Source organism: Salmonella sp. NW722 (genome assembly GCF_051702785.1).
Classification (GTDB): domain Bacteria; phylum Pseudomonadota; class Gammaproteobacteria; order Enterobacterales; family Enterobacteriaceae; genus Salmonella; species Salmonella enterica.
This window is the reverse complement of record NZ_JAMMIN010000001.1, coordinates 625,169-648,278: the sequence shown is the minus strand read 5'-3', so window position 1 is coordinate 648,278 and position 23,110 is coordinate 625,169. Positions and strand designations below refer to the sequence as shown.

Annotated in this window: 24 protein-coding genes and 1 tRNA gene; 17 read left to right on the top strand and 8 right to left on the bottom strand. The window is 48.3% G+C overall.

Features of this window, described 5'->3' with window-relative positions; all coding sequences use genetic code 11:
• The first annotated feature begins 505 nt into the window (after nucleotides 1-505).
• The 4 genes from NA330_RS03270 to NA330_RS03255 all read left to right on the top strand — a co-directional run bounded on the left by NA330_RS03270 (nucleotide 506) and on the right by NA330_RS03255 (nucleotide 5,084).
• A complete protein-coding gene (locus NA330_RS03270; RefSeq protein ID WP_001579312.1) occupies nucleotides 506-1,666 on the top strand; it encodes an N-acetylneuraminate epimerase in 1,161 nt (386 codons plus the stop codon).
• A 45-nt stretch (nucleotides 1,667-1,711) separates the two neighbouring features.
• Nucleotides 1,712-2,404: an oligogalacturonate-specific porin KdgM family protein gene (locus tag NA330_RS03265; protein ID WP_023241989.1), complete on the top strand. Its 693-nt coding sequence runs from the start codon at nucleotides 1,712-1,714 to the stop codon at nucleotides 2,402-2,404.
• A 282-nt stretch (nucleotides 2,405-2,686) separates the two neighbouring features.
• A complete protein-coding gene (locus NA330_RS03260; RefSeq protein ID WP_023241988.1) occupies nucleotides 2,687-3,967 on the top strand; it encodes an MFS transporter in 1,281 nt (426 codons plus the stop codon).
• Nucleotides 3,968-3,977: 10 nt separating this feature from the next.
• On the top strand, nucleotides 3,978-5,084 hold the full coding sequence (locus tag NA330_RS03255) for a Gfo/Idh/MocA family protein (protein WP_000988589.1): 1,107 nt from the start codon (nucleotides 3,978-3,980) through the stop codon (nucleotides 5,082-5,084).
• Between the two features lie 151 nt (nucleotides 5,085-5,235).
• Here the strand turns inward: NA330_RS03255 and NA330_RS03250 are convergent.
• Nucleotides 5,236-5,323 (bottom strand) — tRNA-Ser (locus NA330_RS03250).
• A gap of 236 nt (nucleotides 5,324-5,559) precedes the next feature.
• Here NA330_RS03250 and ghrA point away from each other — a divergent pair.
• The 4 genes from ghrA to NA330_RS03230 all read left to right on the top strand — a co-directional run bounded on the left by ghrA (nucleotide 5,560) and on the right by NA330_RS03230 (nucleotide 8,481).
• Complete coding sequence (gene ghrA / locus NA330_RS03245) at nucleotides 5,560-6,498, top strand: glyoxylate/hydroxypyruvate reductase GhrA (protein WP_023242587.1); 939 nt, start codon at nucleotides 5,560-5,562, stop codon at nucleotides 6,496-6,498.
• A gap of 84 nt (nucleotides 6,499-6,582) precedes the next feature.
• Entirely contained in the window at nucleotides 6,583-7,320 is a 738-nt protein-coding gene (locus NA330_RS03240) for a phosphatase (protein WP_000283643.1), read from the top strand.
• A gap of 23 nt (nucleotides 7,321-7,343) precedes the next feature.
• Nucleotides 7,344-7,898: a TorD/DmsD family molecular chaperone gene (locus tag NA330_RS03235; protein ID WP_001001890.1), complete on the top strand. Its 555-nt coding sequence runs from the start codon at nucleotides 7,344-7,346 to the stop codon at nucleotides 7,896-7,898.
• A 100-nt stretch (nucleotides 7,899-7,998) separates the two neighbouring features.
• Nucleotides 7,999-8,481 carry a DUF1097 domain-containing protein gene (locus NA330_RS03230; protein WP_001546652.1) on the top strand — a complete coding sequence of 161 codons (483 nt, stop codon included), beginning with the start codon at nucleotides 7,999-8,001 and terminating at the stop codon, nucleotides 8,479-8,481.
• Between the two features lie 38 nt (nucleotides 8,482-8,519).
• Here NA330_RS03230 and csgG read toward each other — a convergent pair whose 3' ends face one another.
• Genes csgG through csgD form a run of 4 tightly spaced genes read right to left on the bottom strand, consistent with a single transcriptional unit; the run spans nucleotide 8,520 to nucleotide 10,873 of the window.
• Nucleotides 8,520-9,353 carry a curli production assembly/transport protein CsgG gene (csgG, locus tag NA330_RS03225; RefSeq protein ID WP_001137620.1) on the bottom strand — a complete coding sequence of 278 codons (834 nt, stop codon included), beginning with the start codon at nucleotides 9,351-9,353 and terminating at the stop codon, nucleotides 8,520-8,522.
• A gap of 26 nt (nucleotides 9,354-9,379) precedes the next feature.
• Entirely contained in the window at nucleotides 9,380-9,796 is a 417-nt protein-coding gene (csgF, locus tag NA330_RS03220) for a curli production assembly/transport protein CsgF (protein ID WP_001264073.1), read from the bottom strand.
• 26 nt (nucleotides 9,797-9,822) lie between these two features.
• Nucleotides 9,823-10,218 carry a curli production assembly/transport protein CsgE gene (csgE, locus tag NA330_RS03215; RefSeq protein WP_000833307.1) on the bottom strand — a complete coding sequence of 132 codons (396 nt, stop codon included), beginning with the start codon at nucleotides 10,216-10,218 and terminating at the stop codon, nucleotides 9,823-9,825.
• Between the two features lie 4 nt (nucleotides 10,219-10,222).
• Nucleotides 10,223-10,873 carry a biofilm master transcriptional regulator CsgD gene (csgD, locus tag NA330_RS03210; RefSeq protein WP_000481517.1) on the bottom strand — a complete coding sequence of 217 codons (651 nt, stop codon included), beginning with the start codon at nucleotides 10,871-10,873 and terminating at the stop codon, nucleotides 10,223-10,225.
• Between the two features lie 754 nt (nucleotides 10,874-11,627).
• Here csgD and csgB point away from each other — a divergent pair.
• The 6 genes from csgB (at nucleotide 11,628) to NA330_RS03180 (ending at nucleotide 15,470) form a co-directional block, all read left to right on the top strand.
• Nucleotides 11,628-12,083: a curli minor subunit CsgB gene (gene csgB, locus NA330_RS03205; RefSeq protein WP_000791655.1), complete on the top strand. Its 456-nt coding sequence runs from the start codon at nucleotides 11,628-11,630 to the stop codon at nucleotides 12,081-12,083.
• 41 nt (nucleotides 12,084-12,124) lie between these two features.
• Nucleotides 12,125-12,580: a curli major subunit CsgA gene (gene csgA, locus NA330_RS03200; RefSeq protein WP_000771416.1), complete on the top strand. Its 456-nt coding sequence runs from the start codon at nucleotides 12,125-12,127 to the stop codon at nucleotides 12,578-12,580.
• A gap of 61 nt (nucleotides 12,581-12,641) precedes the next feature.
• Nucleotides 12,642-12,968 carry a curli assembly chaperone CsgC gene (gene csgC, locus NA330_RS03195; RefSeq protein ID WP_000557256.1) on the top strand — a complete coding sequence of 109 codons (327 nt, stop codon included), beginning with the start codon at nucleotides 12,642-12,644 and terminating at the stop codon, nucleotides 12,966-12,968.
• A 131-nt stretch (nucleotides 12,969-13,099) separates the two neighbouring features.
• Nucleotides 13,100-13,420 (top strand): type 1 fimbrial protein, encoded by a 321-nt coding sequence (locus tag NA330_RS03190; protein WP_000111254.1) that lies wholly within the window; start codon nucleotides 13,100-13,102, stop codon nucleotides 13,418-13,420.
• Nucleotides 13,421-13,507: 87 nt separating this feature from the next.
• Nucleotides 13,508-14,047, top strand: coding sequence for an O-acetyl-ADP-ribose deacetylase (gene ymdB, locus NA330_RS03185; protein ID WP_023242586.1), 540 nt, complete (start codon nucleotides 13,508-13,510; stop codon nucleotides 14,045-14,047).
• A complete protein-coding gene (locus NA330_RS03180) occupies nucleotides 13,983-15,470 on the top strand; it encodes a phospholipase D family protein (protein WP_000976323.1) in 1,488 nt (495 codons plus the stop codon). Before ymdB ends, NA330_RS03180 begins: the two co-directional genes overlap by 65 nt.
• A 16-nt stretch (nucleotides 15,471-15,486) precedes the next feature.
• Here the strand turns inward: NA330_RS03180 and mdoC are convergent, their stop codons facing one another.
• Entirely contained in the window at nucleotides 15,487-16,641 is a 1,155-nt protein-coding gene (gene mdoC / locus NA330_RS03175; protein WP_023242585.1) for a glucans biosynthesis protein MdoC, read from the bottom strand.
• Between the two features lie 271 nt (nucleotides 16,642-16,912).
• On the opposite strand from mdoC, the gene mdoG reads away from it, so the two are divergent.
• The 3 genes from mdoG (at nucleotide 16,913) to NA330_RS03160 (ending at nucleotide 21,285) form a co-directional block, all read left to right on the top strand.
• The gene (gene mdoG / locus NA330_RS03170) at nucleotides 16,913-18,448 is read left to right on the top strand and encodes a glucans biosynthesis protein MdoG (RefSeq protein ID WP_001562609.1); all 1,536 of its coding nucleotides are present in this window, start codon (nucleotides 16,913-16,915) and stop codon (nucleotides 18,446-18,448) included.
• A complete protein-coding gene (mdoH, locus tag NA330_RS03165) occupies nucleotides 18,441-20,984 on the top strand; it encodes a glucans biosynthesis glucosyltransferase MdoH (protein ID WP_023205468.1) in 2,544 nt (847 codons plus the stop codon). Before mdoG ends, mdoH begins: the two co-directional genes overlap by 8 nt.
• Before the next feature lie 73 nt (nucleotides 20,985-21,057).
• Nucleotides 21,058-21,285, top strand: coding sequence for a YceK/YidQ family lipoprotein (locus NA330_RS03160; RefSeq protein WP_023242583.1), 228 nt, complete (start codon nucleotides 21,058-21,060; stop codon nucleotides 21,283-21,285).
• Here the strand turns inward: NA330_RS03160 and NA330_RS03155 are convergent, their stop codons facing one another.
• Both NA330_RS03155 and mdtG read right to left on the bottom strand, forming a co-directional pair.
• On the bottom strand, nucleotides 21,286-21,660 hold the full coding sequence (locus tag NA330_RS03155) for a MysB family protein (protein ID WP_000180050.1): 375 nt from the start codon (nucleotides 21,658-21,660) through the stop codon (nucleotides 21,286-21,288). It abuts the gene before it with no gap.
• 81 nt (nucleotides 21,661-21,741) lie between these two features.
• Entirely contained in the window at nucleotides 21,742-22,956 is a 1,215-nt protein-coding gene (gene mdtG, locus NA330_RS03150) for a multidrug efflux MFS transporter MdtG (RefSeq protein WP_000075053.1), read from the bottom strand.
• Nucleotides 22,957-23,110 lie beyond the last annotated feature (154 nt).

Here is a 23,110-nt window from a genome sequence, read left to right as displayed (position 1 = left end):
CCAGTTCCGCCTTATATATTTTGAAGTTTTGCTCCGTTTTATATTATGTTGTGGAGTGTTGCTGCATCAAGCAAAAAGATAGAAAAATGTGAACACAGTCATAAGGTATGTTTGTTATTCAATTACTGCGCCAGCGGATTTGAGGCTATAACCTGAAGCTACAAGACAAATACAATTCACTCTGACGGCAGCATGCTGTATTTTATTAACTGCTTCCGGCATAAAGATAAAATGCTCAGAAGGAGCTTATACGCCACGGGATAGCCAGTATGAAATGCATCACATAATTCTTGTTGTATTTATTCGAATGCTATCACTAATGAGTTTGACCATAACAGGTCACCCATAATCACTTCTAACATCACCATGGTGTGCTTTTACCTCGCACATGATAACCCCATGTAATTATTTTTAGCGCTTGGTCACATTTTGTCATTATCATTGTTGAAATTGTGCACCATAAGATCACTAATGATGAAGCTTTACTCCAATTGTATTTCTTCGCATGGGGATGCAGATGAAAAATTTTAAGAAAATGATGACGCTAATGGCGCTATGTTTATCAGTCGCTATCACCACATCAGGATATGCAACGATGCTTCCTGATATACCAGAACCACTGAAAAATGGTACTGGCGCTATTGATAATAATGGCGTGATTTATGTCGGCTTAGGTACCGCAGGGACATCCTGGTATAAAATTGATCTTAAAAAGCAACATAAAGACTGGGAGCGTATAAAGTCGTTTCCTGGTGGAGCTCGTGAGCAATCCGTGTCGGTATTTTTAAATGATGAGCTTTATGTTTTTGGTGGCGTAGGGAAAAAAAACAGTGAATCACCGTTGCAGGTTTATAGCGATGTGTACAAATACTCACCGGTGAAAAATACATGGCAAAAAGTTGACACTATATCTCCAGTTGGATTAACAGGGCATACGGGAGTAAAATTAAACGAAACGATGGTACTTATTACCGGAGGGGTTAATGAGCATATCTTTGATAAGTATTTTATTGATATAGCGGCTGCGGCTGCGGATGAAAGTGAAAAAAATAAAGTCATCTATAATTATTTTAATAAACCTGCCAAAGATTATTTTTTTAATAAAATCGTATTTATCTACAATGCTAAAGAGAACACATGGAAGAATGCCGGTGAGCTGCCAGACGCGGGGACGGCAGGATCGTCATCGGTAATGGAAAATAATTTCCTGATGCTGATTAATGGTGAGCTCAAACCGGGTTTACGTACCGATGTGATTTACCGCGCCATGTGGGATAACGACAAGCTAACATGGTTGAAGAACAGCCAGTTACCGCCATCGCCTGGAGAACAACAGCAAGAAGGGTTGGCCGGAGCATTTTCGGGCTATAGTCACGGTGTCCTGCTTGTCGGTGGTGGCGCGAATTTTCCGGGAGCAAAACAAAATTATACCAATGGAAAGTTTTACTCCCACGAAGGAATAAATAAAAAATGGCGAGATGAAGTCTATGGTTTGGTTAATGGCCATTGGCAATATATGGGTAAAATGAAACAACCTCTCGGCTATGGTGTATCAGTAAGTTATGGTGATGAAGTTTTCCTTATTGGTGGTGAAAATGCTAAAGGGAAACCTGTTTCGTCTGTAACCTCCTTTACCATGCGTGATGGTAATTTATTAATAAAATAATTTTTTAAATACAAAAATAAAGTTAATTGATGAGCGGAGTATTTTATGAAAATCAACAAATATCTTCTGGGTATGGTTTCGTTTATAGCATTTTCATCATATCTACAAGCGGCAACCCTTGATTATCGGCATGAATATGCTGATAGAACCAGAATTAATAAAGATCGTATTGCTATAATTGAAAAGCTTCCTAACGGCATTGGTTTTTATGTCGATGCCAGCGTTAAATCGGGAGGAGTAGATGGTGAGCAGGATAAGCATTTAAGCGATCTCGTCGCAAACGCTATAGAACTGGGCGTAAGTTATAATTATAAAGTTACGGACGATTTTGTTTTGCAGCCTGGATTTATATTTGAAAGCGGTCCAGACACTTCAATTTATAAGCCTTATTTAAGGGGGCAATATAATTTTGATTCTGGTGTTTATATGGCTGGTCGTTACCGTTATGACTATGCAAGGAAGACAGCTAACTATAGTGATGATGAGAAAACGAATAGATTTGATACTTATATAGGTTATGTTTTTGATGAGTTGAAATTAGAATATAACTTTACCTGGATGGATAGCGATCAAATTAAATTTGATAACAAAAAAACAAACTATGAACATAATGTGGCTTTAGCCTGGAAACTGAATAAGTCATTTACACCATACGTTGAGGTCGGAAATGTAGCGGTGAGAAATAATACCGATGAGAGACAGACCCGTTATCGCGTTGGATTACAATACCACTTTTGAGAAAGGTTAAAGAGTTACTGTACTAATCTTTGCTTAGTATTCATATCGATAATCTTATAGCCCGTGGCTACGTTACAGAACGTTAGACTTTGTCTTGAGTATTCACGTCCTTAACGTAGCTACGAATAAGGATGATAAACAATGAATATACGTCTTACATAGCTACGATCTCAGGCGGTTGTCGGAAAGTGCCGGTTGATTGTGTCTTATTCGGCAATTGATATGACTTAAAAATTAATTCCGTAAGCATTTCAGACGGTAACAGCAAATAAGGGTTTTATTGTGATAGCAAAATTCTTCCCGTGGTATAGCGAGATAACTCGTCCACAAAAAAATGCTTTATTTTCAGCATGGCTGGGTTACGTTTTTGATGGCTTCGACTTTATGCTGATTTTCTACATTATGTATCTGATCAAGGCTGACTTAGGATTGACAGATATGGAGGGCGCATTCCTTGCCACAGCGGCCTTTATTGGGCGACCATTTGGCGGGGCGCTATTTGGTCTGCTGGCAGACAAATTTGGCCGTAAGCCGTTGATGATGTGGTCGATAGTTGCCTATTCTGTAGGTACAGGGTTAAGTGGCCTGGCTTCCGGTGTAATTATGCTGACGCTTAGTCGCTTCATTGTCGGTATGGGGATGGCGGGGGAGTATGCTTGCGCTTCTACTTATGCCGTGGAAAGTTGGCCAAAGCATTTAAAATCTAAAGCGAGCGCATTTCTGGTTTCAGGTTTCGGTATTGGTAACATCATAGCAGCCTATTTTATGCCGTCATTTGCCGAAGCGTATGGTTGGCGTGCTGCTTTTTTTGTCGGTTTGCTACCCGTTCTTTTAGTAATCTACATCCGGGCCAGGGCTCCTGAATCTAAAGAGTGGGAAGAAGCCAAACTCAGTGGTCCCGGAAAGCATTCACAAAGTGCCTGGTCAGTTTTCTCTTTGTCAATGAAAGGGCTATTTAATCGAGCTCAATTTCCACTGACATTATGTGTATTTATTGTTCTGTTCTCTATTTTCGGCGCAAACTGGCCGATCTTTGGTCTACTGCCTACATATTTGGCGGGAGAGGGCTTTGATACGGGCGTGGTCTCTAATTTAATGACGGCGGCGGCATTCGGCACTGTATTGGGAAATATCGTTTGGGGTCTGTGCGCAGATAGAATTGCTTTGAAGAAAACGTTCAGCATTGGTCTTCTCATGTCCTTTTTATTCATTTTCCCGTTATTCAGAATTCCGCAAGATAATTATTTACTGCTGGGCGCATGTTTATTCGGTTTAATGGCGACTAACGTAGGTGTTGGCGGGTTGGTTCCCAAATTTCTCTACGACTACTTTCCTCTTGAGGTTCGTGGTTTGGGTACCGGGCTGATTTATAATCTTGCTGCGACATCAGGCACATTCAATTCAATGGCGGCGACCTGGCTTGGAATAACAATGGGGCTAGGCGCTGCGCTAACGTTCATTGTTGCTTTCTGGACCGCAACAATTCTACTCATTATTGGCCTATCCATTCCGGATAGACTAAAAGCACGTCGTGAAAGTTTTCAATCAACAAAAGAATTTTAATAGAGGATAAATGATGACGAAATACGGTGTTGTAGGTACAGGTTATTTTGGCGCTGAACTGGCGCGATTTATGTCTAAGGTTGAAGGGGCGAAAATCACTGCGATTTACGATCCGGTAAATGCGGCTCCGATAGCGAAAGAGTTGAACTGTGTCGCCACTGCAACGATGGAGGCGCTTTGTACCCATCCTGATGTGGATTGCGTAATTATTGCTTCACCAAATTACTTACATAAAGCGCCAGTCATTGCGGCGGCTAAAGCGGGAAAACACGTGTTTTGTGAAAAACCTATCGCCTTAAATTACCAGGATTGTAAGGATATGGTTGATGCCTGCAAAGAAGCTGGTGTTACCTTTATGGCGGGTCACGTTATGAACTTTTTTCACGGGGTTCGCCACGCTAAAGCGCTCATCAAAGCTGGTGAAATTGGTGAAGTTACACAAGTTCACACTAAACGTAATGGTTTTGAAGACGTGCAGGATGAGATCTCATGGAAGAAGATTCGCGCAAAGTCAGGTGGGCATCTGTACCATCACATTCACGAGCTAGATTGTACACTGTTCATCATGGATGAAACCCCATCCCTGGTTTCAATGGCGGCGGGGAATGTTGCGCACAAAGGTGAAAAATTTGGTGATGAAGATGATGTTGTCCTAATCACCCTTGAGTTTGAAAGCGGTCGTTTCGCGACACTTCAGTGGGGATCATCGTTCCACTACCCTGAGCACTATGTATTAATTGAGGGCACGACAGGTGCAATTCTCATTGATATGCAAAACACGGCGGGTTATCTAATAAAAGCGGGCAAAAAAACACACTTTCTTGTGCATGAAAGCCAGGCGGAGGATGATGATCGTCGCAACGGTAACATATCCAGCGAGATGGATGGCGCAATCGCTTATGGTAAACCCGGTAAACGTACGCCGATGTGGCTCTCATCAATTATGAAACTGGAGATGCAGTACTTGCATGATGTGATAAACGGTCTGGAGCCAGGCGAGGAGTTTGCTAAATTGCTAACGGGAGAAGCGGCGACAAATGCCATTGCTACCGCTGATGCTGCGACGCTTTCCTCAAACGAGGGGCGCAAAGTAAAACTCACTGAAATTCTTGGCTAAAATTGAAAGCCGGATGGTGGTGTTATTACCCGGTGGCGCTGCGCTTATGTAGACCGGATAAGGCGCCCGTGAACTGTGCCGCCATCCGGCAATGGACGGGTCACATATAAGCAAAAAGCCCGTACTTCTGTACAGGCTCTCAACTTAAATATGGCGGTGAGGGGGGGATTCGAACCCCCGATACGTTGCCGTATACACACTTTCCAGGCGTGCTCCTTCAGCCACTCGGACACCTCACCAAATTGTCGCTCCAGCATTACTGGAACGGGCGCTAATGTAGGGAAATATCCATTCTACGTCAATCAACTTTTTTCAAAAAAAAGCGCGTTTATACAAACTTCCACCAATCTGTGGCTTTAATAAGCGAAAACTGCTTTTTTTGCCCGCGCCGGGAAATTTGCTATGCTGCACATCCCGTTGAAAACGCTGATAACAGGCGCAATCACATTCCGCACAATACTGCTCAGGAGATAACATGGAGATAATTTTTTATCACCCGACATTTAACGCCGCCTGGTGGGTAAATGCGCTGGAGAAGGCTCTCCCACATGCGCGCGTTCGTGAATGGAAGGTCGGTGATAACAACCCCGCAGACTATGCGCTTGTATGGCAGCCCCCGGTTGAAATGCTGGCCGGAAGACGCTTAAAAGCCGTCTTTGCGCTGGGCGCGGGGGTGGATGCAATTCTGAGTAAATTACATGCGCATCCGGAAATGCTGGACGCCTCCATTCCTCTATTCCGTCTGGAAGATACCGGAATGGGCCTGCAAATGCAGGAGTATGCCGTCAGCCAGGTATTACACTGGTTCCGTCGTTTCGATGATTATCAGGCGCTGAAAAATCAGGCGCTATGGAAACCGTTGCCGGAATATACCCGCGAAGAGTTTAGCGTCGGTATCATGGGCGCAGGGGTACTGGGCGCAAAAGTGGCAGAAAGTCTACAGGCGTGGGGGTTCCCGTTACGTTGCTGGAGTCGTAGCCGCAAATCCTGGCCTGGCGTGGAAAGTTATGTGGGGCGTGAAGAGCTGCACGTTTTCCTGAACCAGACGCGGGTGCTGATTAATCTGCTGCCGAATACGGCCCAAACGGTAGGAATTATTAATAGCGAATTGTTGGATCAATTGCCGGATGGCGCTTACGTGTTGAATCTCGCGCGCGGCGTGCATGTTCAGGAGGCGGATCTGCTGGCTGCGCTTGATAGCGGTAAGCTAAAAGGCGCGATGTTGGATGTCTTTAGCCAGGAACCGTTACCGCAGGAAAGTCCATTATGGCGCCATCCGCGAGTCGCCATGACGCCGCACATTGCGGCAGTCACCCGTCCGGCGGAAGCCATCGATTATATTAGCCGCACCATTACCCAACTGGAGAAGGGAGAGCCGGTGACGGGGCAGGTGGATCGGGCGAGAGGATATTGACATCAACCCGGCGCGGGCCGGGTTTCGCTAAAAAACGCTGGCGATACCTGCTATCCTTGTCGGAAATGACTACAGGAGAGAGCAATGTATCCCGTTGACCTGCATATGCATACCGTCGCCAGCACTCATGCCTACAGTACTCTGAGCGATTATATCGCGGAAGCCAAACGCAAAGGCATTAAACTTTTTGCGATTACCGATCATGGTCCGGACATGGAAGATGCGCCGCATCACTGGCATTTTATTAACATGCGCATCTGGCCGCGTCTGGTTGACGGCGTGGGGATACTGCGTGGCATTGAGGCGAATATCAAGAACATTAACGGTGAAATTGATTGCTCCGGAAAGATGTTCGACTCGCTGGATCTGATTATCGCAGGCTTCCATGAGCCTGTTTTTGCGCCACATGATAAAGAAACCAATACCCAGGCGATGATCGCGACCATCGCCAGCGGCAAGGTGCATATAATTAGTCACCCCGGAAATCCAAAGTATCCAGTGGAGGTTAAAGCCATCGCGCAGGCGGCGGCGAAACACCATGTAGCGCTGGAAATCAACAACTCTTCTTTTCTGCATTCGCGTAAAGGAAGCGAAGATAATTGCCGCGCGGTCGCTGCCGCCGTACGCGATGCGGGAGGCTGGGTAGCGTTAGGCTCTGATTCCCATACGGCCTTTACGCTTGGCGATTTCACCGAATGCCGGAAAATTCTGGATGCGGTGAATTTTCCGGAAGATCGAATCCTGAACGTCTCGCCGCAGCGCTTACTGGCCTTTCTCGAATCACGCGGTATGGCGCCTGTACCGGAATTTGCCGAACTTTAATCGTTATTTACGGGAAGATATCAATGAATGAGTTTTCAATCCTGTGCCGTGTGCTGGGATCGTTGTATTACCGCCAACCGCAAGATCCTTTACTGGTTCCGCTGTTTACGTTAATTCGTGAAGGTAAACTGGCGGCAAACTGGCCGCTGGAGCAGGATGACATGCTGGCGCGTTTACAGAAAAGCTGCGATATCACGCAGATTTCCACTGATTACAATGCGTTATTTGTTGGGGAAGAGTGCGCGGTAGCGCCATACCGCAGTGCGTGGGTCGAAGGCGCGGAAGAGTCTGAGGTGCGCGCTTTTTTAACGTCGCGAGGGATGCCGCTGGCCGATACGCCTGCCGATCACATTGGCACTTTATTGCTCGCGGCCTCCTGGCTGGAAGATCAGTCTGCCGAAGATGAAAGTGAAGCGCTGGAAACTTTATTTGCCGATTATCTGCTTCCCTGGTGCAATACCTTCCTCGGTAAAGTTGAAGCCCATGCCGTTACGCCATTCTGGCGCACTCTGGCGCCGCTAACGCGTGATGCGATAGGGGCCATGTGGGATGAACTTCAGGAAGAAGATGAAGAATAATGTGATGTAAATCACCCTTAACTGCAACTGGTTTTACATCATTGCATAAAATGTGTGCGTGATCTCATTAATGTGCCGCTTTTCTGTTATGATGCGCGCCATGAACATACTTCTTTCTATTGCTATCACGACGGGCATCCTTTCTGGAATATGGGGATGGGTGGCCGTCTCCCTGGGGTTACTAAGCTGGGCCGGTTTTTTAGGTTGTACGGCTTATTTCGCCTGTCCGCAGGGCGGCTTTAAGGGATTGTTGATTTCCGCCTGTACGCTGTTAAGCGGTATGGTGTGGGCGCTGGTCATTATTCACGGTAGCGCGTTGGCGCCGCATCTGGAAATTGTCAGTTACGTGTTGACGGGGATCGTGGCATTCCTGATGTGTATCCAGGCAAAGCAGCTATTGCTTTCTTTTGTCCCGGGAACATTTATCGGCGCCTGTGCGACATTTGCAGGGCAGGGTGACTGGCGGTTGGTATTACCGTCGCTGGCGCTGGGGCTAATCTTTGGCTATGCCATGAAAAATAGTGGGCTATGGCTGGCATCACGCCGCGAGCAACATTCAGCGAATACGGCGGTCACAAAATAAAAAAGCGTGGGGTTCTTCCCCACGCTTTGTCGTATTCATCAGGATTCTGGCGGTACTGACAGCTCACGGTATTTCACCAGAATATCATTTTGCCTGTCCGCTTTATTCTGCAAATCCCACAGGCCGCGATCGATACCATCATTAATGAGGAAGATAACGCCGGTTTCAATGGCTGACATCAGACACAGCATCACCGGTTCGTTCGAGGTATAGCCGATTTCGCCTTCCAGTAAACGCTGGTAATCAATAAAACGGAACACGCCTGCCTGTACTTCATAGGAAAGGATTGTTTTACTGGTGTTCACCGAAGAAAGGATCTCGCCCGTACTGACGTTAACCACGCGCAGGTTGACAGCAATCTGATCCAGCTGATACTGCGTATCGGCGCCAATACCGAAATATCTTGCGCCGACCCCGCCGGATTTGACGTTACTTTCATAACCAATAATAGAACCTTCCACCATAATATTTGCCGCCGTCAGCGACTGAAGCGGGATACGGTTATTCATCGCCACGGTGCCGTTTTCCTGGGCTGCGCGAATAATTTTCCGTTCATTCAAAAGATTCTGTAAGCCTTGTCGTTCCAGTGGGATAAACCAGCGCGAATCTTTCAGCGCGGTGACCAACATAGCGGTGGCGCTCTGCGGCACAGCCGTGGAAAAGTTACTTGCCGGGTAAGGTTTAAATTGGCCCGTTTCATCCTGAATGTTATATACCGAAACAAAGATCTTACCGGTGGGAGCAGGTAAGTGCGTCAAATCTTTGTAACTTTGTGCGCGGGGCATTAATGTCGGTTTCGCAGCTTGTTTCGGCGGGGCAGTTAAGCATCCGCTCAACAATAAAACGGCAACCAAAATAAGTAAGCGCGGCATGATTTATATCCTTTAGTGACTGTAGCTTAAAAATCGGTTGACTGAGTTTGTAAACCTGACACTTCGATGGTCGAGGTTCTTCCCGTTTTTCTGTCCGTGACGTTGAGCTGGAGCTGTCCGTCGCGATTAGCGATATCGATAATAAAATCGTTGGTCACCATACGTCCTGGTTTCCCGGTATTAATATTGGTCAACAAGCCGCCCAGAATTTGCGATTGAATAGCCTGTGTAAAGTTATCCAACGCTGAGGGGGTTTCGATACCAAAATCGTTATCATAAGCGGGGTCTTTATATGAATTTTGCGCCTGGGCGCTATTCAATAAAAAGGAACCGTTATTGGGGTTTCCACCAAAGTTAGGATTACGGAACTGGAACGTCATATTTCCAGCCCAGGTTAATGGCGAAAAAAGCATGAGTAGCACTACTGCATGTTTAACACGCATGACAGCCTCCGGATAAAAATCATGTTTTAGAATTCATCACGCGCTAAATCACTCGTACTTAATAGCGTTTGATCTATTTGTCGGCGATTTAATGCTTCCTCTGTTTGCGCTAATGCGAAGACGACGGTTTTCTCGAAGTCTCTTTTCATTGGAAATAAAAAGGTCTGGAAAATAACGTCCTGATTTACCGTTATGGTGATCCAGCTTCCCCAACGCGCACTGGGTCTTTCATTAATGGTCAGATTGCCGGTGTATTCGCTTTCCCATTTGTCGCTGAATGCACGATAGAATTCATGTCCTATCGAAGAGACGGTATGGTCGGTTAACAATCCGGGAACCTCGACTTCAACTTCATTGGCATGCAGGTTTCCGGTAGCGAACAGTAACTCTGCTGCTACAATCCAGGTCAGATAGCGTTTCATGGCCTTACCGCCTGAGATTATCGTTTGCCCATGAAACTGCCTGGGTGCGATTTTTGACAGCTATCTTTTTGAAAAGATTATAAAGATGTGTCTTAACCGTATTCTCGCTGATAAATAGCGACCTGGCGATTTCATTATTAGAGGCACCAATACGTAACTTATTGAGGATCTCTTTTTCGCGATGAGTGAGTAATGCGGACTCGGTGCTGTTGTAGCGGTAATTTCCTGAGTGTGTAATCAGGTAACTGGCTAATTTTTGTGAAAAATAGCATTCGCCCCGCAGAATACCCTGTAATCCGCTGACCACGTGTTCCTGGTCTTCAGTGGCGTAAAACACGCCGTTAATATGAGGCCAGTTTTCAATTTCACGGTAGGGATAATCGTCAGGGGTATTTAACAATAATGTTTTTATATTATTGTTTTTGCGGCTTAAATTATCCTGCCAATAGTGGATAAGCTTCTTATCCGCTTCCATCATATCCATTAAAACAATGCAACCGGCTGAGATATCTTCCAGAGAACGTTGAATATTATGCAGTTTTCCGGTTATGGCCAGCGATTGCTTTAAATGTTGCAATAATGCCGTAGCTTGCAGAGATGGCTTTGTGATCAACAATAGTGTGTGACCATGACTACTATGGACTTCATTAAACATGATGAAACTCCACTTTTTTTAATCGCACATCTGACAGTTGCCCCCATAAAATAAAGGCACCAGAAGTACTGACAGATGTTGCACTGCTGTGGGTTGAAATAGCCCATTATCCAGAAAGAGAAAAATATTTACGAAAATACTTTTAACTGTTTTCAATCTAGCCATTACAAATCTTAAAGCAAGTGTTAAACTTGTAACAATATGTAAAAATATATATTAAAATGTTGTTTTTGGGTTTTTTTGAAGTTTAGATTTGATAGTAAAGTTGTACATTTCGCTGTTATTGCATAGATTTAAAAAATCATACAAATTATAATAATTCATTGATTTTTAATCATTTTAATTATTATATGTTATGTTTTGATTTTATTTTTTCTTAAAATTTGAGACGTGGCATTAACCTGGACAGCACAAAGACAAAAAAAACGAAGTGTGTCACGTCTTGTGCGTATTGCCCCCCATAGGAAGCATAAGAACATCCCCATGGCGGCATAACACACAACAACACTTCATTTTTTGGATTCGCGATACACTATCTTCTATGGCCAAAAATCAATTATAAAAAATCACATGGCTATCGTTTTATTAGCACTTTGGTATGAGCTTAAATAACAAAATACCACGCGTGGGTGAGTTATTAAAAATGTTTCCACGGACATACTCTTCATCGTAACGACGCGTTAACAAAAAACGCATGTCGCTAACAAGGTAATAGATAATTTTCGCTATGTACGACCAGGTCCAGGGTGACAGCATGAAAAACAAATTGTTATTTATGATGTTGACAATACTGGGTGCGCCTGGGATTGCAACCGCGACAAATTATGATCTGGCTCGTTCAGAATATAATTTTGCGGTAAATGAATTAAGCAAGTCTTCATTTAATCAGGCGGCCATTATTGGTCAAGTCGGCACGGATAATAGTGCCAGAGTACGCCAGGAAGGATCAAAACTATTGTCCGTTATTTCACAAGAAGGAGGAAATAATCGGGCGAAAGTCGACCAGGCAGGGAATTATAACTTTGCGTATATTGAGCAAACGGGCAATGCCAACGATGCCAGTATATCGCAAAGCGCTTACGGTAATAGTGCGGCTATTATCCAGAAAGGTTCTGGAAATAAGGCCAATATTACCCAGTACGGTACGCAGAAAACAGCAGTTGTAGTGCAGAAACAGTCGCATATGGCTATTCGCGTCACCCAACGCTAATACCGTTACGACTTTTAAATCAATCCGATGGGGGTTTTACCATGAAACTTTTAAAAGTGGCAGCATTCGCAGCAATCGTAGTTTCTGGCAGTGCTCTGGCTGGCGTCGTTCCACAATGGGGCGGCGGCGGTAATCATAACGGCGGCGGCAATAGTTCCGGCCCGGATTCCACGTTGAGCATTTATCAGTACGGTTCCGCTAACGCTGCGCTTGCTCTGCAAAGCGATGCCCGTAAATCTGAAACGACTATTACCCAGAGCGGTTATGGTAACGGCGCCGATGTAGGCCAGGGCGCGGATAATAGTACTATTGAACTGACTCAGAATGGTTTCAGAAATAATGCCACCATCGACCAGTGGAACGCTAAAAACTCCGATATTACTGTCGGTCAATACGGCGGTAATAACGCCGCGCTGGTTAATCAGACCGCATCTGATTCCAGCGTAATGGTGCGTCAGGTTGGTTTTGGCAACAACGCCACGGCTAACCAGTATTAATTTAGCGTCTGCGCTAATAAAAAAACAGGGCATAAGCCCTGTTTTTTTTCGGGAGGAAATTATGCATACTTTATTGCTCCTTGCCGCACTTTCAAATCAGATTACGTTTACCACGACTCAGCAAGGCGATATTTACACGGTGATCCCTCAGGTCACATTAAACGAACCCTGCGTCTGTCAGGTGCAAATTCTCTCTGTGCGCGACGGCGTCGGGGGACAAAGCCATACACAGCAAAAACAAACGCTATCTTTACCTGCTAATCAACCGATTGAGTTGTCTCGTCTTAGTGTAAATATATCTTCAGAGGACTCGGTTAAAATTATTGTTACTGTTTCGGACGGACAATCACTGCATTTATCACAACAATGGCCGCCTTCTGCACAGTAGTTTTTGATGGTGGCGGAAATGGATTGGCTGACCTGGGTATTAAAGAGGCGATAAAAGCGTCTCATCGTCTCGGCATGTCGCTAAAAGGTAACGCCGAACCCTCGAGGATGACTAATCATTGAGGAGTTAACATGTCCGTAATCAAGAAAAATATCCCTGCCATAGGCCTGTGTATCTGCGCTTTTTTTATCCATTCTGCGGTAGGGCAACAAACGGTACAGGGCGGCGTTATCCATTTTCGCGGCGCGATTGTTGAGCCACTGTGCGATATTTCTACTCACGCCGAAAATATTGATTTAACCTGCCTACGCGAAGGTAAAAAGCAAATGCACCGGATTGACCTTCGGCAGGCATCTGGATTACCGCAGGATATTCAGTCCATTGCGACGGTACGGCTGCATTATCTCGATGCGCAAAAAAGCCTGGCGGTGATGAATATTGAGTACCGTTAACGGCGGTGTCATAGATATAAAAAGAGCGACTCTGTTGAAAGCCCTGCTGTACACTTTGCAGATAAGGTGAGACAAAAGGGGGGGGTTATGACATCACGTCTTCAGGTCATACAGGGTGATATCACTCAACTTAGCGTCGATGCGATTGTGAATGCCGCTAACGCATCATTAATGGGCGGCAGTGGCGTAGACGGCGCGATTCATCGCGCGGCGGGGCCGGCATTGCTGGACGCCTGTAAACTCATCCGTCAGCAACAGGGCGAATGTCAGACGGGACATGCGGTTATCACGCCTGCTGGCAAGCTTTCGGCAAAGGCGGTTATTCACACAGTGGGGCCCGTCTGGCGAGGCGGCGAACACCAGGAAGCTGAGCTACTCGAAGAGGCATACCGGAATTGTTTGCTGCTTGCCGAGGCGAATCACTTTCGTTCCATCGCTTTTCCGGCAATCAGTACCGGCGTTTATGGCTATCCACGCGCCCAGGCCGCTGAAGTCGCCGTCAGGACGGTTTCAGATTTTATTACCCGTTACGCTCTGCCTGAACAGGTATACTTTGTCTGTTATGATGAAGAAACTGCCCGGCTTTACGCAAGATTACTTACTCAGCAAGGCGACGACCCTGCCTGATAAAACACGCCTGGAGCGTGCCGTTGAACCGCTATGCGCGCGCCATCCCGGAGAGTGCGGCATTCTCGCGCTGGATAACAGTCTGGACGCTTTTGCCGCCCGCTACCGCCTGACCGAAATGGCGGCGCGGACGCTGGATGTGCAGTATTATATTTGGGAAGACGATATGTCCGGGCGGCTGCTCTTTTCGGTACTGCTGTCGGCGGCGAAGCGCGGCGTTCATGTTCGTCTGCTGCTGGATGATAACAATACGCCTGGTCTGGATGATACGTTGCGCTTGCTGGATAGCCATCCTAATATCGAAGTTCGTCTGTTTAATCCTTTCTCTTTTCGTACGCTACGCGCGCTGGGATATTTGACGGATTTTGCGCGGCTGAATCGGCGGATGCACAATAAAAGTTACACTGCCGACGGCGTAGTGACGCTGGTCGGTGGGCGCAACATCGGCGATGCCTATTTCGGCGCTGGCGAGGAGCCGCTATTTTCCGATCTGGACGTGATGGCCATTGGCCCGGTGGTCAATGATGTCGCCAATGATTTTGAACGTTACTGGCGCTGTAGTTCAGTGTCGACATTGCAGCAAGTATTATCCCTTTCTGAGCAGGAACTGACGCAGCGTATCGAACTTCCCGAATCTTGGTATAACGATGAGATCACCCGCCGTTATCTGCATAAGCTGGAAACCAGCCAGTTTATGGCGGATCTCGATCGCGGAACGTTGCCGCTGATTTGGGCAAAAACACGCTTGCTTAGCGATGACCCTTCTAAAGGCGAGGGGAAGGCGCAGCGCCATTCGCTTCTTCCGCAGCGATTATTTGACGTGATGGGGTCGCCGACGGAGCGTATCGACATTATTTCCGCTTACTTTGTCCCTACGCGCGCAGGCGTGGCGCAGTTGCTTAATCTGGTCAGGAAAGGCGTGAAGATCGCCATCTTAACTAACTCTCTGGCAGCCAACGATGTGGCGGTCGTTCACGCAGGGTACGCGCGCTGGCGCAAGAAATTACTGCGCTATGGCGTGGAGCTCTACGAACTGAAACCGACCCGCGAACATGAAACCGCCGTACATGATCGCGGACTCACCGGGAACTCAGGTTCCAGCTTACATGCTAAAACGTTCAGTATTGATGGTAGTAAGGTGTTTATCGGGTCGCTTAATTTTGATCCCCGTTCAACGCTTTTAAATACCGAAATGGGCTTTGTCATTGAAAGTGAAACGCTGGCGACGCTTATTCATAAGCGTTTTACGCAGAGCCAACGCGATGCGGCCTGGCAACTGCGGCTGGATCGCTGGGGACGAATTAACTGGATCGATCGTCAGCAAGAAGAGGAAAAGGTGTTAAAGAAAGAACCCGCTACGCGTTTCTGGCAGCGAGTTCTGGTACGGTTGGCGGCAATTTTACCTGTGGAATGGTTGCTGTGAACCCGCGCGCGGAAAACTACCCGATCGCGGCGCGGCTTTCTTGTTTTACCGGCGGTTTACCTGAAAAGAGAAATTTCAGAAGCGGGATGCGTAAATGAATTTCATACAGAATTAACGCAATACCCATAACAAATATCAGCCCGCACAAGAACCCGATCAGGTTGGAGGAGATATGCGGCGTAATATACGCGCCAAAGAAAAGCGTTAAGGGATGATGCACCAGATAGATAAACAGCGAAGCATTCACGAAATAGGTGACACGCGCGGACTGAAAGTTTAACAAGCGATGCCCCAGTGAAAAGACCACGTTCACCATCCACAGCCCCATTACCATCGTAATCACGGATTCGGTTTCGTACATCCAGGCGTCGCCGCTCCCATAACGTTGATTCAGCAGATACGCGATAAAAGCAACGGCAGCGCCTAAAGTGCATCCGCGTGAGGGCGTGGTGAAGCGCGCTTTCAGATCGGGGTGAATGAAGGCCAACGCACCGAGAATAAAAAACGGCACATAAAATAGCGTTTGCATCACAATAAAATTGAACATGCCGTCACTGAGGATTGCCGGATATACGATGAAAATAATGCGCCTGATAGAGGCGTAAGCCATCCCCAGCAGGAAAAAAATAAGCGAAAGCCTGGCCAGTGAAATAGCGGCGGGACGAGGCTTGCTTGTTTCCTGCCTTTTTTGGAACCAGGTAAAAATCCCGATGCTGACTGTGGTTAATATCACCAGCACCAGTAAAAACCACAGATGTGAAATGAGTTCCCACGCTAACGTATTATATTTTTCATAGGCAGAGAGTGTAGGCCAGTTCTCTGTTTTCTCTTTGACATATTGCAACAGGATAAATTGCGGCAAGGTAAGCAAAGGGATTGCGGTAAGCATGGGAATACCCACACGTTCTACCCGTACTTTCCACCAGCGTTTTAACGGATAACGTAAAAACAACATGTACGAAAAATAACCAGAAATAACAAAAAACACCTGCATACGAAAAGCGTGGATAAAATCGTTAAACAGGGTTAGCCACCACGATGGCGTGGCGCTATTGACATGCCAACTGTGAGTGGAATAGATCAACGAGATATGAAAGGGAATCCCTAACAACATCAGCCATGCGCGGATAGAGTCAAGAAAATATTCACGCGGCGCGGGTACAGAGCTCATATAAGGTCACGTATTCTCAGATTTTTCACCTTATCCATAAGGCGAATTATAGTTACATTCGGTAGCAACCCTACACCAACTCCGACAACCTGTCTCCAGGATAAGCACGCAAAGTGAAAACAGGCGCGGGAGGTGCTTAATCCATGAGCCAGCGCGCTGAACAAAGCCTGGATTCAGTTGTCGTAATGCCTGATTATCCATTAAAATGGATCGGATCGATATAAGCACACAAAGGGGGAAGTGCTTACTTATTATGAAACATAAACGACAAATGATGAAAATGCGTTGGTTGGGCGCAGCTATTATGTTAACGCTTTACGCATCATCGAGCTGGGCGTTCAGTATTGATGACGTGGCAAAACAAGCTCAATCTTTAGCCGGGAAAGGCTATGAGGCGCCTAAAAGCAACTTGCCCTCCGTTTTCCGCGACATGAAATATGCGGATTATCAGCAGATCCAGTTTAACAGCGATAAAGCCTACTGGAACAACTTAAAGACCCCTTTTAAGCTCGAATTTTACCATCAGGGGATGTACTTCGATACGCCGGTCAAGATTAACGAAGTGACGGCGACGACGGTCAAAAGAATCAAATACAGCCCGGATTACTTCAATTTTGGCAATGTTCAGCACGATAAAGACACGGTAAAAGATTTAGGCTTCGCCGGGTTCAAAGTCCTGTACCCCATCAACAGTAAAGATAAGAACGACGAAATCGTCAGTATGCTTGGCGCCAGCTATTTCCGCGTTATCGGCGCAGGCCAGGTATATGGCTTATCTGCGCGCGGCCTGGCGATTGATACCGCCTTACCATCTGGTGAAGAGTTTCCCCGCTTTCGCGAGTTCTGGATTGAGCGTCCAAAACCCACCGATAAGCGTTTGACCGTCTATGCATTACTGGATTCTCCGCGCGCGACCGGCGCTTACCGTTTTGTGATCATTCCTGGCCGCGATACCGTGGTGGACGTGCAGTCAAAAGTCTATCTGCGCGATAAAGTGGGCAAGCTGGGCGTTGCGCCATTAACCAGTATGTTCCTGTTTGGGCCAAACCAGCCGTCGCCGACGACCAACTATCGTCCGGAACTGCATGACTCGAACGGTTTATCCATTCATGCGGGTAATGGCGAGTGGATTTGGCGTCCGCTGAACAATCCAAAACACCTCGCTGTGAGCAGCTATGCAATGGAAAACCCTCAGGGATTCGGCCTGTTGCAGCGTGGTCGCGAGTTCTCGCGCTTTGAAGATTTAGACGATCGCTACGACCTGCGTCCAAGCGCCTGGATTACCCCGAAAGGCGACTGGGGCAAAGGTAAGGTTGAACTGGTTGAAATTCCGACCAATGATGAAACCAACGATAACATCGTCGCTTACTGGACTCCGGATCAACTGCCGGAACCGGGTAAAGAGATGAACTTCAAGTACACTCTGACCTTCAGCCGCGATGAAGATAAACTTCATGCGCCGGATAATGCCTGGGTGCTGCAAACACGCCGCTCAACGGGCGACGTTAAACAGTCGAATCTGATTCGCCAGCCCGACGGCACTATTGCCTTTGTGGTGGATTTCGTTGGCGCCGACATGAAAAAACTGCCGCCGGATACGCCTGTCGCTGCGCAAACCAGCATTGGCGATAACGGTGAAATCGTTGACAGTAATGTACGCTATAACCCAGTCACTAAAGGCTGGCGTTTAATGCTGCGCGTGAAAGTCAAAGACGCGAAGAAAACCACGGAAATGCGTGCCGCATTGGTGAATGCCGATCAGACGCTAAGTGAAACCTGGAGCTACCAGTTACCTGCCAATGAATAAAACAACTGAGTATATTGACGCACTGCTGCTTTCTGAACGTGAGAAAGCGGCATTGCCGAAAACTGACATCCGCGCCGTGCATCAGGCGCTGGATGCCGAGCATCGGACTTACTCGCGAGAAGACGATTCACCGCAGGGTTCCGTAAAAGCCCGCCTTGAACACGCCTGGCCGGATTCATTGGCGAAGGGGCAGTTAATTAAAGATGATGAAGGGCGCGATCAGTTGCAGGCTATGCCAAAAGCGACGCGCTCTTCGATGTTTCCCGATCCCTGGCGAACCAACCCGGTTGGCCGTTTCTGGGATCGTCTGCGTGGGCGGGATGTAACGCCGCGCTATGTTTCTCGTCTGACAAAAGAAGAGCAGGCGAGCGAGCAAAAATGGCGTACCGTCGGCACTATACGCCGCTATGTTCTGTTAATTTTGACTCTGGCGCAAACCGTCGTCGCGACCTGGTATATGAAGACCATTCTGCCTTATCAGGGATGGGCGCTCATCAATCCTATGGATATGGTGGGGCAGGATATTTGGGTCTCTTTTATGCAGCTCCTGCCCTACATGCTGCAAACCGGTATCCTGATTTTGTTTGCCGTGCTGTTCTGCTGGGTGTCAGCCGGATTCTGGACGGCGCTGATGGGCTTCCTGCAACTGCTTATCGGGCGCGATAAGTACAGCATCTCCGCGTCTACGGTTGGCGATGAGCCCCTCAATCCGGAACACCGGACGGCGCTGATCATGCCTATCTGTAATGAAGACGTTAGCCGCGTTTTCGCCGGTCTGCGCGCGACCTGGGAGTCCGTTAAAGCCACAGGCAACGCCGCGCATTTTGACGTCTATATCCTTAGCGACAGTTATAACCCGGATATCTGCGTGGCGGAGCAAAAGGCGTGGATGGAGCTTATCGCGGAAGTGCAGGGCGAAGGCCAAATTTTTTACCGTCGCCGCCGCCGCCGTATGAAACGCAAAAGCGGCAATATTGACGATTTTTGCCGCCGCTGGGGCAATCAGTACAGCTATATGGTGGTGCTGGACGCGGACTCAGTGATGAGCGGCGAGTGTCTGAGCGGTCTGGTGCGCCTGATGGAAGCGAACCCAAACGCCGGGATTATCCAGTCTTCGCCGAAAGCGTCGGGGATGGATACTCTGTATGCCCGCTGCCAACAGTTCGCGACCCGTGTTTATGGGCCGCTGTTTACCGCCGGGCTGCACTTCTGGCAGTTGGGAGAGTCGCACTACTGGGGGCACAATGCCATTATCCGCGTGAAGCCGTTTATCGAGCACTGCGCTCTGGCGCCGCTGCCGGGAGAAGGTTCGTTCGCCGGATCGATTCTTTCCCACGACTTTGTGGAGGCGGCGCTAATGCGTCGGGCAGGGTGGGGCGTCTGGATTGCCTACGATCTCCCCGGTTCCTATGAAGAGCTGCCGCCAAACCTGCTGGATGAGCTTAAACGCGACCGCCGCTGGTGTCACGGCAACCTGATGAACTTTCGTCTGTTCCTGGTGAAAGGAATGCACCCGGTGCATCGCGCCGTGTTCCTGACCGGGGTAATGTCATATCTGTCCGCGCCGTTATGGTTTATGTTCCTCGCGCTTTCTACCGCGCTGCAGGTCGTTCATGCGTTAACAGAGCCGCAATATTTCCTTCAGCCGCGCCAGCTTTTTCCGGTCTGGCCGCAGTGGCGTCCGGAACTGGCAATCGCGCTGTTTGCGTCAACGATGGTGCTGCTGTTCCTGCCGAAGCTGCTCAGTATTATGCTGATCTGGTGTAAAGGCACCAAAGAGTATGGCGGTTTCTGGCGCGTTACGCTGTCGCTGTTGCTGGAAGTGCTGTTCTCCGTGTTGCTGGCGCCGGTGCGTATGCTGTTTCATACCGTGTTTGTGGTCAGCGCGTTTCTCGGCTGGGAAGTGGTCTGGAACTCACCGCAACGCGACGATGATTCTACGCCGTGGGGAGAAGCCTTTATGCGTCACGGTTCTCAACTGCTGCTGGGGCTGGTCTGGGCGGTGGGTATGGCGTGGCTGGATTTACGCTTTCTGTTCTGGCTGGCGCCGATTGTCTTTTCGCTGATTCTGTCGCCATTTGTTTCGGTGATCTCCAGTCGTTCAACGGTAGGATTACGCACCAAACGCTGGAAGCTGTTCCTGATCCCGGAAGAGTATTCGCCGCCTCAGGTGTTGGTCGATACCGATAAATATCTGGAGATGAATCGCCGCCGTATTCTGGACGATGGCTTTATGCATGCGGTATTTAACCCGTCGCTGAATGCGCTGGCGACCGCGATGGCCACCGCGCGTCACCGCGCCAGTAAGGTGCTGGAAATAGCCCGCGATCGTCATGTGGAGCAGGCGCTAAACGAAACGCCGGAGAAACTGAACCGCGATCGGCGTCTGGTTTTGCTCAGCGATCCGGTGACGATGGCGCGTTTACACTATCGGGTCTGGAATGCGCCAGAGAGATACTCTTCCTGGGTAAACCATTATCAGTCTCTCGTCCTGAATCCACAGGCGTTGCAGGGACGAGCATCGTCAGCGGGATAAGGTTTTCAGGTCTGGAGTGAGGTGAAAAATACCGGCGTGATGCCGGTATTTTTATAGTGAAATGAGGTATCAGGTGCGTATATTCGCGGTGAGCATAATGGTAATTACCCTGAGCGGCTGCGGCAGTATTATCAGCAGAACGATCCCCGGACAAGGACACGGCAACCAGTATTACCCTGGCGTGCAGTGGGATATGCGTGATACCGCATGGCGCTATATCACTATCCTCGATCTGCCCTTCTCACTGATCTTCGATACACTGCTACTGCCGCTCGATATTCACCACGGGCCTTATGAGTAATTAACGCTCATCCCATTCGTCTGCCGCAGTACGGCCTTCCTCGGTATCAAGCGGGGGTTCAAGCTGGAATTCCCCTTCATCCCATTCATGCAAGGTATTCTCTTCCTGCCATTCCTGGCGGATCTCTATCTCATCATAATCGCCGTCAAACACGCTCTGCGCGGCTTCACCACTCAGCATCGGCAGACATTCGCCATCTTCACCTTCATCGGCGAAAAATTCGACCTGCCACATAATGTCCCCATCCTGCAGTACATATTTCTGAACGTTGAACTGCTGCACATTCGCTTCATCTTGTTCGAGGCCTGGATGGTCAGCCAGAAATTCTTCCCGGGCTGCATCGATAGCTTCTTCCAGCGTGGCATACATGGTCATCAGTGTCTCCCTTTGATTTGACGAGGTATTTAGGGAAAGAATAGCTGATTCTGTGATATTGCAAGTATGAAAGCGCAAAAATCATTCTATTGCCAGTCTGCGCCGTCGTAAGCTGTTCCATGAATAGATAGCATTGAACAACACCACGCCTGCCGTGACGCAGAATACGGCGCGGAAGCCATAGCTCGCGGAAATTGCGGCGCCCATGAGAGGGCCGGTGACGTTGCCGATATCGCGGAAAGATTGGTTGTAACTGAATATGCGCCCGGCTATCTGGTTGGTAGAGTTGTAAACCAGCAGAGTTTGAACGGCTGGCAGCAGCGCGCCATCCGCCGCGCCAAGCAGAAACCGCAATAGCGCGAGTTGCCACGGCGTTTGCACAAAAGACATTGGAATCAGCAGCAGTACGGAAATAATCAGCGCGACGATAAGAATCTTTTCCGGGCCAATTCTGTCGCCAAGCTTGCCGAGCCGGGGGGCGCTAAGTAATGCCGCCACGCCGGGAACGGACGCTATCATCCCGCTAATGAACGCAATATTACTGACATTTCCCGCGAGTTCGCGCACATAGAGCGTCAGGATGGGCGCAATAGACCCCGTCGCCACCTGAATAATCAGCGTGGTGACAAACAGGCTTAACACCAGGCGGGGATTTTTTAACGAGGCGACCACTTCCCGAACGTGAAGCATCTCTTTTTTGCTCACCGGCAGGAAATTCTCGCGAATAAAAAAGAAGGTGAGCAGAAAACAGATAAACAAAACGCTGGCGGTAATAAAAAAGACCGGGCGAAGGCCGTAATGGTCGGCGAGCAGACCGCCCGCAAGTGGGCCAAGCAGAGCGCCGCTGACGCCGCCAGTAGAGAGCGTCCCTAACGCCCAGCCGCTTTTATGGCGCGGCACCTGAGTGGCGATGAGCGCATTGGCGTTGGGAATAAATCCGCCCAACAGGCCTAATAACGCGCGGAGGATCAGAAATTGCCAGATATTTTGCGCCATGCCCATTAACAGCATCACAATGGCCATGCCGAGAGCGGAACGCAACAGCATGATCTTACGCCCTTTACGATCCGCCAGACCGCCCCAAAAAGGGGAAGCGATAGCTGAAAAGAGGAACGTAATACTAAAGACCAGCCCGGACCACATGTTGAGCGCGCTATGGCCTGTTACGCCGAGTTGCTCAACGTAGAGAGGAAGAAAAGGCATGACCAGGCTGAATGCCGCGCCGGTTAAAAAACAGCCCAGCCAGGTAACGGTTAGATTGCGTTTCCAGTTTATGGGGACATCAGAGGGTGACATAGCGTTCCACAGTATGATGCGCGGTTTGCGCTATCATCAATTTAATTATGAGCGTACTAATTATAATTATGCGCCGACCTTACCAGCCTCGCAATGTGGGGAGCTTTTAAAGCTAAAAGAGGGGAAAAATTGCAGCCTGACGGCTGCAATCCTG